Below are 17,178 nucleotides of genomic sequence, written 5' to 3'. Positions count from 1 at the left end.
TCCCCCCGTTCGATGTTTCGGCATATTGCCGTTCCGGCACTTCGGCCTTCCGGCACACTGTCGCGGCCAAGACTGCCAGAGTGGCGGTGTCAACAGCGACTCGATCAACGGCATGGTTTTTTACCAACAACTAGGCAATTTCAAACTACCCGTTCTAGGATGATCACGACAACTTTGCCCTAAGAGGAAGGCAATGGCGCTTTCCTCGCAAACGGGCGTACATCAGGAGGAATCTCTTCCATGAGCATCATGGTGCCGTCAAAGACGCCGGCCCTGATCACCCCGGGCCGCCAGGCCCTCGACTCCGCTCTCCACCAGCTCCACCAGGCCGCCGAGCACCTGGGGCTCGACGACGGGCTCCGGACGATGCTGGCGACGCCGCGCCGCTCGCTGACCGTCTCGGTCCCGGTGCGGCGGGAGGACGGGCACATCGACGTCGTGCAGGGCTTCCGCGTCCAGCACAACGTCTCCCGCGGCCCCGCCAAGGGCGGGATCCGCTTCCACCCGGCCACCGACATCCACGAGGTCACCGCCCTCGCGATGTGGATGACCTGGAAGTGCGCGCTGGTGGGCATCCCGTACGGCGGCGCCAAGGGCGGCGTCACCGTGGACCCGACCGCGCTCACCACCCGCGAGCTGGAGCGGCTGACCCGCCGCTACGTCAACGAGATCCTGCCGCTGATCGGCCCGGAGAAGGACATCCCGGCTCCCGACGTCGGCACCGACGAGCAGACCATGGCCTGGATCATGGACACCTACAGCGTCAGCGCCGGCTACTCCGTGCCCGGGGTGGTCACCGGCAAGCCGACGACGCTGGGCGGCTCGCTCGGCCGCACCGGCGCGACCTCGCGCGGCGTGCAGATCGCCACGCTGGCCGCGCTCGGCCGCTCGCCGGAGGGCGTGAGCGTGGCCGTGCAGGGCTTCGGCAAGGTGGGCGCGCCGGCCGCGCAGTACCTCGCCGACGCCGGCTGCAAGGTCGTGGCCGTCTCCGACGCCGGCGGCGCCGTGTACGCGGGCAGCGGCCTCGACGTCCCGCGCCTGCGCGCCTGGGCCGAGGAGAACGGCGGCGTGCGCGGCTACCCGCACGCCGACGACCTGCCCCTCGACGACCTGCTGGAGCTGGACGTGGACGTCCTGGTGCCGGCGGCGCTGGAGGGCGCGGTCACCGAGGCCAACGCGCCCCGGGTGCGGGCCCGCCTGATCGTCGAGGGCGCCAACGGGCCGCTGACGCCCGAGGCCGACGAGATCCTGAGCGCGAGCGGCACCACGGTGGTGCCGGACATCCTCGCCAACGCCGGCGGGGTGATCGTCTCCTACCTGGAGTGGGTGCAGAACACGCAGGCCTACTCCTGGAGCTGCGACGAGGTCGAGATCAAGCTGCGCGACCTCATGGAGAACGCGTTCGCGGAGGTCAGGGCGCTGGCCACGGCCCGCGGGCTCACGCTGCGGCAGGCCGCCCACGCCATCGGCGTCGGCCGGGTCGCCGAGGCCCACGGGATGCGCGGCCTCTACCCGTGAGCTGAGCGGCCTCTGCCCGTGAGCTGATGGGTCGCGGGTCCTCGCCCGGGTGGCGGGGGCCCGCCTCACACCCTCAGCTCGGCGTGGTCGAGGGCCGCCATCAGGCCGCCCAGGTCGCGCATCAGCCGCTCGGTCCGCTCGTGGCCGAAGGCGTCGGCGATGAGCCGGTGGTGCTCGGCGACCGCGCCGTCCACCCGGGCCAGCAGGCTCGCCCCCCGGTCCGAGACGAACACCGCCACCCGCCGCCGGTCGCCCTTCGACGGGCCGCGGTAGACCAGCGCCCGGTCGATCAGGCGGTCCACGGCCTTGGTGAGCGTCGGGTGCGGCATCAGCACGGCCTCGGCCAGCTCGCCCATCGAGTGCCCCCGGCCGTCGGCCAGCGCCCGCAGGATGCGCCACTGCTCGACGGTGACGTCCTCGCCGGCCAGCACCGCCGCGAGGCCCCGGTTGACGCTCCGCTCCGCACGGCTCAGCAGGTACGCCAGTGAGGACCCGAGACCGGAGTCGTTCATGGAAAAGGTCCTTTCGTCCGGGAGCTAATCCGGAGGATACTCGTCGGCGTGGCGGCGATCGTCGATCCTTTCGAAGCGCGGCTCCTTCCCTCGGACTCGATCAGGATCGCTCTGGTCGTGCCCGTGTCCGGAGTGCTCGGCCTGATGGGCCCGTGCGCGATCAACTGCGCCGTGCTGGCCGCCGAGGAGCTCAACGCGGCCGGCGGGGTGCTCGGCCGGCCGCTGGAGCTGGTGCTCGTGGACGGCGGGCGGGCGGCGGGCGTGGTCGCCGCCGAGGTCGCCGGGCTGGTCGGGTCGGGCACGGTCGAGGCGGTCGCCGGGTCGCACGCCAGCGACGTGCGGGTGCGGGTGGCCGGGGCGATCGCCGGGCGGGTGCCCTTCGTGTACGCGCCCCCGTACGAGGGCGGCGGCTCCGCCCCCGGCGTCTACTTCCTCGGCGAGACCCCGCGCCGCCAGCTCGAACCGGCCATCGACTGGCTGATCCGCACCCGCCGGGCCCGCCGCTGGTACCTGCTGGGCAACGACTACATCTGGCCGCGCCTGGTCCACACCGCCGCCCGGGCCCGGCTGCGCGCGGCCGGGGCGAGCGTGGTCGGCGAGGGCCTGGCCGGGTACGGTCAGGCCACGCGCTGGCTGGAGCGGGTGGCCGACGCCCGCCCCGACGCGATCCTGCTGACGCTGATCGGCAGCGACCTGGTGGCGTTCAACCGGGCCTACGCCGCCGCCGGGCTGGGCGCGGCCCGGCTGTGCGGCGCGCTGGAGGAGCACGGCCTGCTGGGCATCGGCGGCGACGGCACCGGCGAGCTGTACGCGTCCATGGGCTACTTCCGCGACCTGGCCACCGAGCCGGCCCTGGACTTCGCCGAGCGGTACGCGGCCCGCTTCGGCCCCGACGCCCCCATGCTCAACGCGCACGGCCACGGCTGCTACGAGGCCGTCGCCATGCTGGCGGCGCTCGGCGGGCGGGCGGGGACGCTGGCGGTGCCCGCGCTGGACGCGGTGGCCGACGGCACCACGATCACCAGCGGGCGCGGGCGGCTCACGCTGCGGGACCGGCAGGTGCGCCATCCCGTGCATCTCGGCAGGGCCAACGGCTTGCACTTCTTTCTGGAGAAACCTTTTCTCTAGAAAGCTTTGCCCTTAAGGTGCGAATCGCCCCTTTTACGCAGCTAGGAGCCGTGCATGAGCACCGTCGAGCAGTTCGGCTACCGCCAGGAACTCCAGCGCTCCCTGGGATTCGCCGACCTCATGATCTATGGCTTGATCTTCATGGTGCCGATCGCGCCGTTCGGCATCTTCGGCAACGTCTTCTCCGTCTCGCACGGGATGGTGGCGCTGGCGTACGTCATCGGCCTGGTGGCGATGGCGTTCACGGCGCTGTCGTACGCGCAGATGGCCCGGGCCTTCCCGATGGCCGGCTCGGTCTACACCTACGCGGGGCGCGGCATCGCCCCGCCGGTCGGGTTCATCGCGGGCTGGGCGATCCTGCTCGACTACGTGCTCGTGCCGTCCCTGCTCTACCTGGTGGCCAGCACGGCCATGAACTCCTTCGTCTCCGCCGTGCCCGTGTGGGCCTGGCTGGCCGCGTTCGTCGTGCTCAACACCGTCGTCAACTACCTGGGCATCCAGATGACGGCCCGGATCACCCGGATCATGCTGGTCGCCGAGCTGGTCGTGCTCGCGATCTTCCTGGTGGTCGGCGCCGTCGCGCTCGCCCAGGGCAAGGCCCAGACCGGGGCGCTGACGCCGCTGTTCGACTCCGCCGGGTTCGGCTGGAGCGTCGTGCTGGCCGCCGCGTCGGTCGCGGTGCTGTCGTTCCTCGGCTTCGACGGCATCTCCACGCTGGCCGAGGAGAACCGCGAGGACGCCCGGCGGCTCGGCCGCTCCATGGTGGCCGCGCTGGCCGTCGCCGCGGTGCTGTTCGTGGTGCAGACGTGGGTCGCCGCGCTGCTCACCCCCAACAGGGACGACCTGATCGCCAACGGCGACGCGGCGGGCAACGCCTTCTACGCCACGGCCGAGTTCGCCGGCGGGCACTGGCTGTCGGTGCTCACCGCCGTCGCCACCGCCGTCGCGTGGGGCTTCGCCAACTCGCTGGTCGCGCAGGCGGCCACCTCGCGCCTGCTGTTCGCGATGGGCCGCGACCGGATGTTGCCCTCCTTCCTCGGCAAGGTGCACCCCAAGCACAAGGTGCCGGTGAACGCCACGTTCGTGGTGGCGGTGATCTCGCTGGTCCTCGGCATCTACATGAGCACCCGGAAGAACGGCATCGGCGAGCTGGCCTCGCTGGTCAACTTCGGCGCCATGTTCGCCTTCCTGCTGCTGCACGTCTCCGTCGTCGTCCACTACGTGATCAGGAAGCGCAGCGGGAACCTGCTGGCGCACCTGGTCGTCCCCGTGGTCGGCTTCGCCGTCCTGGTGGCCGTCGTGATCAACCAGAACGTGGCGGCCCAGTGGGTCGGCGGCCTCTGGCTGGCGCTCGGCCTGATCATCCTCGCCATCAGCTACCTGGCGGGCCGCCGGCCCGTGCTTCCCAAGGAGGTCGTGTGAACGTCGTGTCCTACCATCCCTCGCCCGAGGAGCTGAGCTACACCTTCGGTGGCCGGGCCCCGGTGGGCAAGGTACGTCCTGGCACGATCCTGGAGCTCTACACCGAGGACTGCTTCGGCGGCCGGGTGCGCACGACCGAGGACCTGCCGTCGCAGGTGTGCGAGTTCCCCTACCTCAACCCGGTGACCGGGCCGTTCCACGTGGAGGGCGCCGAGCCCGGCGACACGCTGGCGCTGCACTTCGTCAGGATCACCCCCGCCCGCGACTGGGCGGTGTCCACGACGTTCCCCCACTTCGGGGCGCTGACCGGCACCCACACCACGGCCATGCTCCAGCCGCCGCTGGAGGAGCGGGTCTGGCGCTACGACCTCGACCTCGACAAGGGCGTGGCCGTCTACCACGCCCGCTCCAGCGACTTCAGCGTGGAGCTGCCGCTCGACCCGATGCACGGCACGGTCGGCGTGGCCCCCGGCGCGAACGAGGCCCGCATGTCGATCACCCCCGACGCGCACGGCGGCAACATGGACACCCCCGAGCTGCGCGCCGGCGTCACCGTCTACCTGGGCGTCAACGTCGAGGGCGGCCTGTTCGCGATCGGCGACGGGCACGCCAGGCAGGGCCACGGCGAGGTGTGCGGCACCGCGGTCGAGTCGGCCATGAACACGGTGGTCGCGGTCGAGCTGATCAAGGGCGTGGCCACGCCGTGGCCCCGGCTGGAGGACGACCTGCACCTGATGTCCACCGGCTCGGCCCGCCCCCTGGAGGACGCCTACCGCATCAGCCAGCACGACCTGGTCACCTGGACGTCCGAGCTGACCGGCCTGGACACGCTGGACGCCTACCAGCTCGTCAGCCAGGCCGGCGAGGCACCGGTGGGCAACGTGTGCGACACCAACTACACGATGGTGGCCAAGCTGCCCAAGACCTGCCTCGGCGGCGGCGGGAGCGGTGTCTACGAGTCGGCGCACGACCGGCTGCGGGCCCTCGGTTCCCAGTACACGAGTTAGTAAACCCGGATGTCGCGGGTCAGGGCGCTGATCATCTTCTGCTAACTGTTGGAAGGTGCTCAGGTTGGTGCTGTCCCTGGTCCTGCTCGATCCGAGCGCCGTCGCCGAGATGTCGCTCCGCGACATTCCGGGCCCGCGCGTGCTGACCCCCGACGGCGACCGCCTGGGCTACGCGCCGGTGCCGCGCCCCTTCACCGGGGCGCGGCGCCTGACCGGGGTGCTGGTGGGCCAGGACCCCGTGACGCGCCAGGACATCATGTGCGGCGGCACCGTGATCGGCTCGCGCAGCCGCAGCCTGGTGCTGACGGCCGCGCACTGCCTCTACCACCACGGGCGGCTGCTCGGGCGGCTGGCCTTCCTGCCCGGCTACGACCAGGGGCAGGCGCGGCTGGGGGTGTGGCCGGTCGTGCGTACCTGGGTGCCGGCGCGCTGGCGCGAGCGGCCGTACTCGGCGGAGCTGCTGCCGTACGACGTGGGGCTGGTCGGCGTGGTGCGGCGGCGGCGCCCGCTGGAGGAGGTCACCGGGCGCGGGCTGCGCCCGATGCCGACCGCGCGCGGCACCGCGCTGCGCGGCCTGGAGCTGCTGGGCTACCCGGCGGGCAAGGGGTATCCCGGGCTGCGGCTGTACCGGTGCCTGGGCGACACCGTCGAGGGCCTGTCCGAGGGGCCGGGGCTGATGGTCACCCGCAACTGCCACGCCGCCGCGGGCGGCAGCGGCGGACCCGCCCTGTACGGCGGCGCGGTCGCGGGCGTGGTGTCGTCCTCCAGCCCGCTCAGCGACGCCAAGGGCTACACGGTCCTGGCCCGGCTGGGCGGCCGGTCCTTCGAGCGCATGCTGGCCAGGGCCGATGAGGAGATGCGGGTCACCCGGCCTGGCTGACGATCTCCTCGCACAGGGCGTGGGTGGCCAGGGCGTCGCCCGCGTCCAGGACCCGGCCCGCGCGGACGGCGTCCAGGAACTCCAGGCAGATCTGCTCGATCCCGCGCTGCCGGGCCACCGGCACCCAGTCGGGCCGGCGCGTCAGGACCTCGCCGCCCCGGTAGTCGATCACGTCGCCGAGGTTGACCACGCGCCGCTTGACGCCGTCGCCCATGACCTCGCAGGACTCCTCGCTCGCCCCGCTCACCCTGTTCATGATCCCGATCGCGGTGCAGCCGTCGCCGTCGAGCTGCAGCACGATGTGCTCGGCGCGGCCGTCCCTGACGCGGGTCCTGATCGCGGTGCCGGTGACCGGGCCGGGCAGCAGGAACCTGAGGGTGTCGGCGACGTGGACGAAGTCGTCGAACACGGCCCTGCGCAGGTCGTCGGGGTGGTTGTCGCGGTTCTTCTCCATCACGACCAGGTGCCGGGGCAGGGCGGCCAGGGCGGCGTAGCCGGGCGCGCGGCGGCGGTTGAAGCCCACCATGAGCGAGCGGCCCTCTGCCCGGGCCAGGCGCACCAGGCGCTCGGAGTCCGCCAGCGTGTAGGCGATCGGCTTGTCCACGTAGACGTGGACCCCGGCGGCCAGCAGCGGCTCGACGATCTCCGGATGGGCCTCGGTGGCGGCGTGCACGAACGCCACCTCCACGCCGGCCTTGATGACCTCGTCCACGTGCGTGAAGCGGCGCCGGACGCGGTAGGCGTCGCCGAGCCGGTCCAGGCGGGCGGTGTCGCGGGTGCACAGGTGCAGGTCGAGAGCGGGCTGGGCGGCGAGCACGGGCAGGTAGGCCTTCTCCGCGATGTCGCCCAGGCCGATGATGGCAGTCTTCACGCGCCGAGCGTAACCTTCAGCGCCTTCTCGACCGGGGTGGGCGCGACGCCGAAGGTGCGCTGGAAGGCCGAGGAGTCGAGCACGTACGGCGCGGTGAACTGGTGGCGGACGTGCGCCAGCTCGCCGGCCATGGGCGAGAACAGCCCGGCCACCCGCAGCAGCGGCCACGGGATCCGCACCATGCGCGGCGCGGGCCGGCCGAGCAGCGCGGCCATCCGCTCCCCCATCTGCCGGAACGTCAGCGGCTCCGCGGTCGGCACGTGCCACGGCCGGCCCCAGGCCCGCTCGTCGCGGCCGGCCACGATCAGCGCGTCGGCCACGTCCGGCAGGTACGTCCAGCTGTGCGGGACGTCGGCCGGCCAGACGAGCGGGATGGTCCGCCCGGCCCGCAGCGGCTCGATGAAGCGGTCGCCGAGGTAGGACTGGTCGGTGGCGCCCGGGCCGTAGTAGTCGGAGCCGCGCACCTCGGCGACCCGGATGCGGCCGGCCCGGTGGGCGGCCAGCGCGTCCTCCCACATCCTGGCCCGCACCCGGAACTTGGGGTCGGGCGAGGCGAGCGGCAGGTCCTCGGTCATCGGGCCCTCGACCGGCCCGTACGGGTAGAGGTTGCCGAGCATCACGTACACCGCGCCGCCGGCCTCGGCGGCGGCCAGGAACGAGGCGGCCATCGGCGGCCAGTCGGTCAGCCAGCGGTGGTAGGCGGGGTTGACGCAGTTGTAGAGGACGTCGGCCCCCTTGGCGATCTCGACGAGCCTGTCCCGGTCGGCCACGTCGGCCGCGACCTTGACCGTGCCCTGCGGGCCGCGGCCGGAGCGGGTCACGACGACCACCTCGTGTCCCTCGGCGGCGAGCTTGGCGGCCAGGTGCGTGCCGACCTGGCCGGATCCGACGACGACGTGCTTACCCATGATCAAACCTGCTTCCAGACGAGGCGGAGGACCGCGTTGAGGACGAAGAGGGCCGCGAGCACGGCCGCGGGGAGCATCCGGCCGGCGGCGTACAGCGCGAGGGCGCCGCCGCCGAACCAGGCGATCTCCAGCGCGGCGCGGGCCGGGCCGGTGAGGGGGAAGGCGGCGTTCGCGCCGCCGCCCGCGGCGAACAGCGCCCACACCACCGCGAACAGCGCCGGGCCGCCGAGCCCGGCCAGCAGCTTCAGGCCCCAGTTCGAGCTGAGCGTGAAGCCCCAGTAGCCGACGGAGATCAGCACGCCGAGCTCCAGGAAGAACATCAGGGCCATGTTGGCATGCTTGGCGAGGCTGAGCATCGGGACTCCAAGGGGGATGTGATTGCCGTTCGCTTACGAGAGCAATGCTCTCTCAAAAGAGCGGCAGCCGTCAAGAGCACTGCTCTCGTTTTCTCTCACCGCTCTGGTAATCTGCCGTTCATGACAGCAAGCCGCACCGCCAGAGAACGGGTCCGGGCCGAGCTCACCAGGGAGATCACCGACATCGCGCGCCGCCAGCTCGCCACGGAAGGGGCGGGCGGCCTGTCGCTGCGGGCGGTGGCACGGGAGATGGGCATGGTCTCCTCGGCCATCTACCGCTACTTCCCGAGCCGCGACGACCTGCTCACCACCCTGATCATCGACGGCTACAACGCCCTCGGCGAGGCCGTCGAGCGGGCCGAGGCCGCCTGCCCCCGCGCCGACCACCTCGGCCGGTGGCTGGCCGCCTGCCACGCCGTGCGCGACTGGGCCGTCTCGCACCCCCACGAGTACGCCCTGCTCTACGGCTCCCCCGTGCCCGGCTACCAGGCGCCGCAGGACACGATCGCGGCCCGGGTGCGCGACGTCGCCGTGCTCGGCTCCCTCGTCTCCGACGCCTGGCGGGCCGGGGCCGTCCGCCCGCCCGCCGGCCTGCCCGCGCCGCCAACCGCGCTGGAGGGCGAGACGGCCGCGTTCCGTGAGCTGATGCCCGGGGTGCCCGACGAGACCGTCTGGGCGGCGATCTCGGGGTGGACGAACCTGTACGGATGGGTGAGCTTCGAGGTGTTCGGCCAGTTCGACAACACCCTCGGCGACCGGCGCGCCGCCTTCGACCACGCGATGCGGCTGGCCGCCGTGCCGCTGGGGCTTGCCGAGTGAGACTTACCAGGTCTTGCCGAGAGACGGCGTTGGTCACCGTACCCCTGGCTACGGCCGCCTGAACAGCGGCACCAGCACCTCGTCCACGATCTGCTCCACCAGCTCATGGGGGATCGGGGCGCCGTTGAACAGGAAGTGGTGGCGCAGTAGCGCGTGCCCCGCGTCGAGGCGGCGCGGGGTGATCGCGGCCGGATCGACCTCGCCACGGGCCACCGCGCGCCGCAACACCTCCTCCATCGTCCGCCGGCCCGTCCCCTGCGAGCTCCTGCGCATGGCGCCCAGCGGCGAGCCGCCGCTCAGCGCCTCGCCCAGCAGCCCGCGCAGCGCCTCCCCCGCCGGCCCGGACAGGACGCGGGCGACCTGGCCCAGCAGGGCGACCAGATCGCCGCGCAGGCCGCCGGTGTCGGGCGCCGACTCGGGGGTGGGCAGGACGGAGCGCACCGCGTCCGTCACCAGCTCCAGCCGGGACGGCCAGCGCCGGTACAGCGACGCCTTGCCGGCCCGGGCCCGCTCGGCCACCCGCTCCATGGTCAGCCCGGCGTAGCCGCTCTCGGCCAGCTCGTCGAGCGTCGCCCGCAGGATCGCGGCGTTGAGCGCCTCCCCCCGGCGGCGGGGCAGCTTGCGGTGGTCGGTGGCCATGGCACGCATCCTAGGCAGCGGGGACGGGCCGGACGGGCGGGCCCGCGTCCCGGTCCCCCGGTCCCCCTCTCCGGTCACGGGAGCTGCTGCTCCACGGCAGCCTCGTCGACGTGGGCCGTGGTGCGCAGCGGGCGCGCGGGCAGGGCCAGCGACAGGAGGAACGCCACGGCCAGCAGCGGCGCCATCGCCCCGAACACGGGCGGCACGGCCGCCGCGAACGCCTCACGGACCCCGTCGGGCAGCTCGGCGGGGGTCGCGGTGGCGGGGATCCCGGAGCGCAGCGTGATCAGCGCCCCCACGACCGCGACCCCGGCCGAGGCGCCGATCTGGCGGACGAACGTGACCGACGAGGTGGCCGTCCCGAGGTCCCCGTAGGAGACGGCGTTCTGCGCGGCCAGCACCATGACCTGCATGGTCATCCCGAGCCCCCACCCGGTGAGCAGCATGGCCGCGGCCAGCGCCGGCGGCGAGGCGGCGGTGAGCCCGACGAGCGCGAGCCCGGCGGTGGCGACGGCGGTCCCGGCGACGGGGAACGGCTTGTACCGGCCGGTCCTGGTGATCAGCCGGCCGGACACGACCGTGGCGAGCAGCGCGCCGCCCATGAGCGCGGTCACCAGCAGCCCGGCCCCGGTGGCGCTGGCGCGCATGGCGATCTGCAGGTAGGCGGGCATGTACGTGATCGTCCCGAACAGCGCGAACCCGATGGCCAGGCTGATCCCCACCGGCACGGCGAAGGCCCGCTCGCGGAACAGCCGCAGCGGCAGGATGGGGTCGGCCGCGTACCGGGCGCTGACCAGCCACGCCACCAGCCCGCCCGCCGCGAGCAGCAGGAAGGTCGGCCGGTGCGTCTGCCCGGCCAGCACCACGCCCACGACGGTGGCGGCCAGCGCGAGCGCTCCGGCCACGTCCAGCGGCCGCCGCGTGGCCTCCGGCCGGGGCAGCCGCAGCGCGGCGGCGAGCAGGACCAGCGTCAGCAGCCCGAGCGGCGGGTAGATCGCGAAGATCCACCGCCAGCTCAGCCGGTCGATGAGGAACCCGCCGAGCAGCGGCCCGCCGACGGCGGCCACGACGTACGCGGCGCCGAAGTAGCCGAGGTAGCGGCCCCGCTCGCGCGGGCTGACCAGCTCCCCGATGGCCGCCTGCGCCCCGATCACCAGCCCGCCGCCGCCCAGCCCCTGCACCGCGCGGAAGGCGATGAGCTGCGGCATGGACGCGGCCAGCCCGCACAGCACGGCCCCGGCCACGAACACCACCACGGCGACCTGAAGGGTGCGCTTGCGCCCGTACCGGTCGCCGAGCTTGCCGTAGACCGGCATGACGACGGTGGCGGCTACGAGGTAGGCGGTGACGACGCCGGGCATCTGGTCCAGCCCGCCCAGGTCGCCGGCCACGGCCGGCAGCGCCGGCGCCATGATCGTCTGGTCCAGTGCCCCGAGCAGCATGGCCAGGACCAGCCCCGCCAGCACCAGCGCCATGGCGCCTCCCGTTAGAGAACGAAGCGTTCTCTAACCAGCATAGACCCCCACAGCCCACCGCACCATCACCATTCGCGGCCTTTCCGCTATTCCTCGCGATCCGGAACACCGAAAACGCGAGGAACGCCTGGAGCCGGCCGCCCGCGCCATTCTCCGCCCGCCCCTTCCTCCGCTTTGCGCAAACCAGGAGAAAAACCATAACCTCCATCGAGAAACGAAGGCGCCATAACTTTCAACGACCGTGAACTTGTTTTGTCGGCGCCATATTGATTACCTTTCCGCGAAGAGGTAGGCGCGAGCCTTACGGGGGGATCACCGTGGTCGATCTCGATCGCCATGCGATGCGGGCAGTGGTGCAGCGCCTCCAGCGACTGTCGGACGAGCATTGGTGGGCACTCGATGCCTCCTGCCGGCTGATGGAGCGGAACGCCTGGGTGGGACCGATGGGGGTCCGGTTCGACCACCAGATCCGGGCCGACCAGCGCGAGCTGCGCGACCTGCTCGTCCAGGCACTCCACAGCGCCCAGCGGAAACTCGCCGCGCTCCCGGACCTGCCGTGACCGAGTTCGCCGGGGTCCGGCAACCCGAGTTCGACATGATGGCGGCCCGGCACGCCGAAGCCGCCCGGCGGCTGGAGGAGCTGGCGCGGGCCCTCCACGGCGAGCTGTGCGGCGCGGGGCTCGACACCTCCCCCGCCGTCCTGCTGCACGCCCTGGCGGGCCGGGTCACGGCCCAGGCCGACGACCTGCGACGGCGCCAGCGGCTGGTCCGCGAGCTGCAACAGCAGAAGATCACCTTCGGCGGGAGCACCCCGCTGGGCAGCTTCCTGGAGCTGCCCGACAGCCTGGAGGCCGCCACCGGCCTCCTGGACGGCACCCTGGCCGGCCGCGCCGCGCTGAAAGCCGCGGACGGGGACACGCAGGCCCTGGCCACGCTGCGGGGCTACGCCTCGCGGGCCGGCGACGCCGGCTTCGTCAGGGCGTTCCTCGGCACGCTCGGCGCGCGGGGCGTGACCCGGCTCCCCGCCGCCCTCGCCGCGCGGCTCCGCGACTCCGGGGCCCGCGCGGGCACGGCCCTGCCGGCCCGGCTCGCGCAGCAGTCCAGGCACGTCCTGCTCCTGCTCGCCCGGGCCCTGGCCGCGGGCACCTGCCCCGACAACCCCGCCTACCTCGGCGACGGCTTCCTCCGCGACCTGGTGGAGGAGGGCCGCGCCGACCACGTCACCGGCGGCCTGTCCTGCTCCGGCTACCAGGCGCAGGCCCTCGTCTGGCGTGCCCACGACGGCCGGCCCCCCTACTCGGCCGCGTTCATGGCGACGGTCGGCCGCGACGTCATCGCCTACGAGCACGACCGATGCGCGCAGGCGTGGTCGGCCGGCCGCGACGCCCTCGGCCGCCTCTTCGCCGCCCGCCCGGTCCCCCTCATGGACCTGTCGGCCGCCCTCGGCCTCGGCACCCTGCTCCGCCCCGGCACCGAAGCCCGCGCCCCGGGCGGCACCCCCGCCGCGTCCCTGCTCGACGACCTGTTCCACACCGCGGCCGCCGACCGCGAAGCCGCCCAGGCCCTCCTCGACCACACCCCGCCCGGCTCGAAGGAGCCCGTGCTGCGCCACCTGCTCACCACCCGCTGGGACCCGACCCGCCACCCGGCCGAGCACGAGCCCTTCCGCCGCCTCCTCCTGTCCGCGACCACCGGCCAGGACCCGACCTCGAAGAAGCTGGCCGCCGAGCTGATCGCCATCCTCGCCGGCGAGGTCAGGCCCGCCTTCGGCCAGGCCGCCGACGGCAACCTGGAGATCAAGGACCCGGACGCCTTCCACCGCTTCGCCGCGCTCCGCCACCCCCTGGGCCGCGCCATCGCCGCCAACATCGACGAGCTGTCCCGCCTCCTCCTCGACCACGCCACCTTCGGCCGGGTCACGGCCACGGACATGTCCTACGCCCTCGCCCTGGCCACCTCCGACGACGCCGCCTTCCACGCCCTGGTGGCGGCGCAGACCGAGCACATGCGCGCCGCCCTGGCCACCGTCCCCCCGGTCGGCCTCACCGCCGCCAACGCGGAGAGCCTCGGCTTCGCCCCGGCCGACGCCCGCGCGTTCGACTTCGACGGCGACGGCCGGGTCGGCAAGGCCGACGTCAAACAATTCCTGACGGACCGCACGGTGGCCGAGGCCCGCCCTTTCAGCCACTTGGTGGAAATCCGGCGCCAAATCCTCATCGCTCAGGGATTGAACGCCCAAAAAGCCGACGAATCCCTCAAAATCATGGTCAGCAACGCCCTCGGCCTCCTCCCGATCCCGGGCGCCAAACAAATCAGCACCCTGGCCACCGGCGCCTTCACCCCTCTGATCACCAAAACCTACGACCACCTCACCAGCACCGCCTACGACCAGCTCGCCGAACACACCGCCCGCCTGATGTCAGAACAGGGCCGAGAACTGGACAAGGCACACCGGACAGTGGCGGACAACCGCCTCGCGGTGGAACGCCTGGCCGAGCAGATGCTGGCGACAGCGATGCTGCAGAAGGGACTGCTCGACGATCTCGGACAGAAGAAGCAGTCGTTCACAGCCGGAGTGCCACCCAAGGTCAAGCCCTTCGCCCAGATGGCTCCACAGGAATACAGTCAGTTCCTCGCATGGACCCGCGAATCCGGAGGAAGCAGCGATCTGCTCGATCGCTTCACCAACACCTTTCGCGACACCACCGAGGTGGACGACTACCTCGGCCTGCAGATTCCTCCCTCTCGGGGGAGCGACAGCCGATGAGACTCCCGCACAGCGCAGCGGCGCTGCTCCTGCTGGGCACAGCTTGCGCTCCGACCGACGTTCCCGCGGCCGTTCCAGCTCCCCGGCCACTTACGGACTCCGCCCCTTACATCTGCGGGCTCATTCCCGAGCAGGCTTTCCGGCAGGTCAGCGGCATCACCGGCCCTCTTGCCGAGAGAACGGACGGCAATGAGGGAGATGGTGACTGCTGGGCACCGGACACCACGCCCCGCCCTCTCGAGGTGCGGTGGATGCGAGAAGGCCAGGGCATGTCACCGGAGCAACTGGACTTCGTCCTCGATGACAGGCGTCAGGTCTACGGCAGGCACGGCGGCGTCAAGCTCCCTGCCGGCCTCGGCGAGGGTCTCGCGGCCTATTTGCCCAGACCTCCCTTCGCCGATCAGCCGTACCGAATCGTCGCGAAGTTCTCTTGCAACGGCAAAGCGCAACTGATCACCATCTACCTGGCCGAGATCGTGAAGGGCAGGGACGGGATCAGGGATTTGATCGGGCTCATGCGGGTCGCTCAGAAGCGTTACGGGGTGTTGCACCGTTGCCGGCCCCAGGGGTGACCCCCGCGGCCCGCGGGCGGGTGCGGGGGTCGGGTGGGTCAGCGGGAGGCTCGGTTGACGGCGGAGATGATGGCCTTGAGGGAGGCCGTGGTGGTGTTGGCATCGACGCCGACGCCCCACAGCACCTGGCCGTTCACGTCGCACTCCAGGTAGGAGGCGGCCTTGGCGTCCGAGCCCGCGCTCATCGCGTGCTCCACGTAGTCGAGCACCCGCACCTCGATGCCGACTCCGGCGATGGCGTCGATGAAGGCGGAGATCGGGCCGTTGCCGGTGCCGCTGATCTCGCGGATCTCGCCGTCGAGGCGGATGTCGGCGCTGATGCGGTCCTTGTCGTCGCCGGTGGAGTCGTCCACGGTGGACTCGTGGCGGTGGGCCATGAGGCTCAGGCGGCCCCAGCGGTTGGCCGGGTTGGGGAGGTATTCGTCGCGGAAGATGTCGTACATCTCGGCGGGGCTGACCTCGCCGCCCTCGCTGTCGGTGCGGGCCTGCACGACCTTGGAGAACTCGATCTGCAGCCGGCGCGGCAGGTCGAGCTGGTGGTCGGCCTTCATGATGTAGGCCACGCCGCCCTTGCCGGACTGGCTGTTGACGCGGATGACGGCCTCGTAGGTGCGCCCGATGTCCTTGGGGTCGATCGGCAGGTACGGCACCGCCCACGCGAACTCGTCCACCGGCGTCCCGGCCGCGGCGGCATCGCGCTCCAGGTGCTCGAAGCCCTTCTTGATGGCGTCCTGGTGGGAGCCGGAGAAGGCGGTGTAGACCAGCTCGCCGCCCCACGGGTGGCGCGGGTGCACGGGCAGTTGGTTGCAGTATTCGGTGATGCGGCGGATCTCGTCGATGTCGCTGAAGTCGATCTCGGGGTCGACGCCCTGGGAGAACAGGTTCATGCCGAGGGTGACCAGGCAGACGTTGCCGGTGCGCTCGCCGTTGCCGAACAGGCAGCCCTCGATGCGGTCGGCGCCGGCCATGTAGCCCAGCTCGGCGGCGGCCACGGCGGTGCCGCGGTCGTTGTGGGGGTGCAGCGACAGCACGATCGAGTCGCGGTGCTTGAGGTGGCGGCTCATCCACTCGATCTGGTCGGCGTAGACGTTGGGGGTGGCCATCTCGACGGTGGCGGGCAGGTTGATGATGACCTTGCGGTCGGGGGTGGGCTGCCACACCTCGTTGACGGCGTCGCAGACCTCGACGGCGTACTCCAGCTCGGTGCCGGTGAACGACTCCGGCGAGTACTCGAAGTAGACGTCCACGTCGCTGGCCTCGGCCAGCTTCTTGACCAGCTTGGCGCCCTCGACGGCGATGGCGGTGATGCCGTCCTTGTCCTGACCGAAGACGACCCGGCGCTGCAGCGTGGAGGTGGAGTTGTAGAGGTGGACGATGGCCTGCTTGGCGCCCCGCAGGGACTCGAAGGTGCGCTCGATGAGCTCGGGCCGGGCCTGGGTCAGGACCTGGATGACGACGTCGTCGGGGATGCGGCCCTCTTCGATGATCTGGCGGACGAAGTCGAAGTCGGTCTGCGAGGCGGCCGGGAAGCCCACCTCGATCTCCTTGTAGCCCATGCGTACCAGCAGCTCGAACATCTGGAGCTTGCGGTGGGAGTCCATCGGGTCGATGAGGGCCTGGTTGCCGTCGCGCAGGTCCACCGCGCACCAGCGGGGCGCCTTGGTGATGACCTTGTCGGGCCAGGTGCGGTCGGTCAGCCGGACGGGTTCGAACGGCTGGTAGCGATGGATCGGCATCCGGCTGGGCTGCTGGGCGGTCGTGTCGTACATGTCGGATCGACTCCTCGTCGGACGGTTCGGAAAGAAGCGGCCGACGCGCACGACTGGCTCCGCGGCGAGGGAGCCGGCCTTACAGGCCCCCGCCGCGGCAGCTAAGAAGCAGCCCGCGCAGCATGCCTTGCACGCTACCAGACGTCTCGCGATGCGCCGCCCGGCTTCTCACATTCCGAGAAGCCGGCTCCGCGACCGGCGGGGACGGGCGCGGGGCGTGTTCCGTCGCGTGGTGACTAGAGTCTTGGCATGAGTGACGACGAGATTCTGACCAGGATCAGCGCCCTGGTGGACGAGGAGCACCGGCTGCGCGAGAAGCTGACGGCCGGCGAGGTGACGACGGACGAGGAGCACGCCCGCGTCAAGGAGCTGGAGACGGCGCTCGACCAGTGCTGGGACCTGCTCAGGCAGCGCCGGGCCCGGCGCGGCGCCGGCGAGGACCCCGAGGGGGCGGCGGTGCGCCCGGCCCGGCAGGTGGAGAACTACCGGCAGTAGGCGCCGGGTGATCGGGCCGGGTGATCGGGCCGGGTAATCG

Annotated in this window: 17 protein-coding genes; 10 read left to right on the top strand and 7 right to left on the bottom strand. The window is 72.1% G+C overall.

All coding sequences use genetic code 11. From position 1 onward, the window contains the following. Positions 1-240 precede the first annotated feature (240 nt). Positions 241-1,518 carry a Glu/Leu/Phe/Val dehydrogenase gene (locus tag AB0H75_RS06660; RefSeq protein WP_367791474.1) on the top strand — a complete coding sequence of 426 codons (1,278 nt, stop codon included), beginning with the start codon at positions 241-243 and terminating at the stop codon, positions 1,516-1,518. Positions 1,519-1,583: 65 nt separating this feature from the next. Here the strand turns inward: AB0H75_RS06660 and AB0H75_RS06655 are convergent, their stop codons facing one another. Beyond that, positions 1,584-2,030, bottom strand: a complete 447-nt coding sequence (locus AB0H75_RS06655; protein ID WP_367791471.1) for a MarR family winged helix-turn-helix transcriptional regulator — start codon at positions 2,028-2,030, stop codon at positions 1,584-1,586. A 48-nt stretch (positions 2,031-2,078) separates the two neighbouring features. Here AB0H75_RS06655 and AB0H75_RS06650 point away from each other — a divergent pair, with 48 nt between their 5' ends. Genes AB0H75_RS06650 through AB0H75_RS06635 form a run of 4 tightly spaced genes read left to right on the top strand, consistent with a single transcriptional unit; the run spans position 2,079 to position 6,467 of the window. Beyond that, a complete protein-coding gene (locus AB0H75_RS06650) occupies positions 2,079-3,158 on the top strand; it encodes a substrate-binding domain-containing protein (RefSeq protein WP_367791468.1) in 1,080 nt (359 codons plus the stop codon). 54 nt (positions 3,159-3,212) lie between these two features. Further along, positions 3,213-4,580 (top strand): APC family permease, encoded by a 1,368-nt coding sequence (locus AB0H75_RS06645; protein WP_367791466.1) that lies wholly within the window; start codon positions 3,213-3,215, stop codon positions 4,578-4,580. Further along, on the top strand, positions 4,577-5,587 hold the full coding sequence (locus AB0H75_RS06640; protein WP_367791463.1) for an acetamidase/formamidase family protein: 1,011 nt from the start codon (positions 4,577-4,579) through the stop codon (positions 5,585-5,587). The genes AB0H75_RS06645 and AB0H75_RS06640 overlap by 4 nt, the downstream gene beginning before the upstream one ends. A gap of 55 nt (positions 5,588-5,642) precedes the next feature. Next, positions 5,643-6,467 (top strand): serine protease, encoded by an 825-nt coding sequence (locus AB0H75_RS06635; RefSeq protein WP_367791460.1) that lies wholly within the window; start codon positions 5,643-5,645, stop codon positions 6,465-6,467. Here AB0H75_RS06635 and AB0H75_RS06630 read toward each other — a convergent pair. Genes AB0H75_RS06630 through AB0H75_RS06620 form a run of 3 tightly spaced genes read right to left on the bottom strand, consistent with a single transcriptional unit; the run spans position 6,451 to position 8,602 of the window. Continuing rightward, positions 6,451-7,338, bottom strand: coding sequence for a Gfo/Idh/MocA family protein (locus AB0H75_RS06630; protein ID WP_367791458.1), 888 nt, complete (start codon positions 7,336-7,338; stop codon positions 6,451-6,453). The genes AB0H75_RS06635 and AB0H75_RS06630 overlap by 17 nt on opposite strands. Continuing rightward, positions 7,335-8,246 (bottom strand): NAD-dependent epimerase/dehydratase family protein, encoded by a 912-nt coding sequence (locus AB0H75_RS06625; protein ID WP_367791455.1) that lies wholly within the window; start codon positions 8,244-8,246, stop codon positions 7,335-7,337. The genes AB0H75_RS06630 and AB0H75_RS06625 overlap by 4 nt, the downstream gene beginning before the upstream one ends. 2 nt (positions 8,247-8,248) lie before the next feature. Further along, entirely contained in the window at positions 8,249-8,602 is a 354-nt protein-coding gene (locus AB0H75_RS06620; protein WP_367791452.1) for a YrdB family protein, read from the bottom strand. Between the two features lie 120 nt (positions 8,603-8,722). Between AB0H75_RS06620 and AB0H75_RS06615 the strand changes: the two genes are divergently transcribed. Further along, positions 8,723-9,421 (top strand): TetR/AcrR family transcriptional regulator, encoded by a 699-nt coding sequence (locus tag AB0H75_RS06615; RefSeq protein ID WP_367791449.1) that lies wholly within the window; start codon positions 8,723-8,725, stop codon positions 9,419-9,421. Positions 9,422-9,469: 48 nt separating this feature from the next. Here the strand turns inward: AB0H75_RS06615 and AB0H75_RS06610 are convergent, their stop codons facing one another. Both AB0H75_RS06610 and AB0H75_RS06605 read right to left on the bottom strand, forming a co-directional pair. Further along, the gene (locus AB0H75_RS06610) at positions 9,470-10,069 is read right to left on the bottom strand and encodes a TetR/AcrR family transcriptional regulator (RefSeq protein ID WP_367791446.1); all 600 of its coding nucleotides are present in this window, start codon (positions 10,067-10,069) and stop codon (positions 9,470-9,472) included. A gap of 65 nt (positions 10,070-10,134) precedes the next feature. Next, positions 10,135-11,535, bottom strand: coding sequence for an MFS transporter (locus AB0H75_RS06605; RefSeq protein WP_367791443.1), 1,401 nt, complete (start codon positions 11,533-11,535; stop codon positions 10,135-10,137). A gap of 341 nt (positions 11,536-11,876) precedes the next feature. Between AB0H75_RS06605 and AB0H75_RS06600 the strand changes: the two genes are divergently transcribed. From AB0H75_RS06600 to AB0H75_RS06590, 3 genes are all read left to right on the top strand, one after another. After that, positions 11,877-12,095, top strand: a complete 219-nt coding sequence (locus AB0H75_RS06600) for a hypothetical protein (protein ID WP_367791440.1) — start codon at positions 11,877-11,879, stop codon at positions 12,093-12,095. Further along, positions 12,092-14,302, top strand: coding sequence for a hypothetical protein (locus AB0H75_RS06595; protein ID WP_367791434.1), 2,211 nt, complete (start codon positions 12,092-12,094; stop codon positions 14,300-14,302). The genes AB0H75_RS06600 and AB0H75_RS06595 overlap by 4 nt, the downstream gene beginning before the upstream one ends. Positions 14,303-14,553: 251 nt before the next feature. Next, positions 14,554-14,874, top strand: a complete 321-nt coding sequence (locus tag AB0H75_RS06590; RefSeq protein ID WP_367791431.1) for a hypothetical protein — start codon at positions 14,554-14,556, stop codon at positions 14,872-14,874. Between the two features lie 38 nt (positions 14,875-14,912). Here the strand turns inward: AB0H75_RS06590 and leuA are convergent, their stop codons facing one another. Continuing rightward, positions 14,913-16,643 (bottom strand): 2-isopropylmalate synthase, encoded by a 1,731-nt coding sequence (gene leuA / locus AB0H75_RS06585; protein ID WP_367791429.1) that lies wholly within the window; start codon positions 16,641-16,643, stop codon positions 14,913-14,915. 249 nt (positions 16,644-16,892) lie between these two features. Between leuA and AB0H75_RS06580 the strand changes: the two genes are divergently transcribed. After that, positions 16,893-17,138, top strand: coding sequence for a DUF2630 family protein (locus AB0H75_RS06580; RefSeq protein ID WP_367791427.1), 246 nt, complete (start codon positions 16,893-16,895; stop codon positions 17,136-17,138). Positions 17,139-17,178: the final 40 nt, after the last annotated feature.

It is taken from the genome of Nonomuraea sp. NPDC050783, from assembly GCF_040802095.1.
Classification (GTDB): Bacteria; Actinomycetota; Actinomycetes; order Streptosporangiales; family Streptosporangiaceae; genus Nonomuraea.
This window is presented reverse-complemented; position numbering and strand designations above follow the sequence as displayed.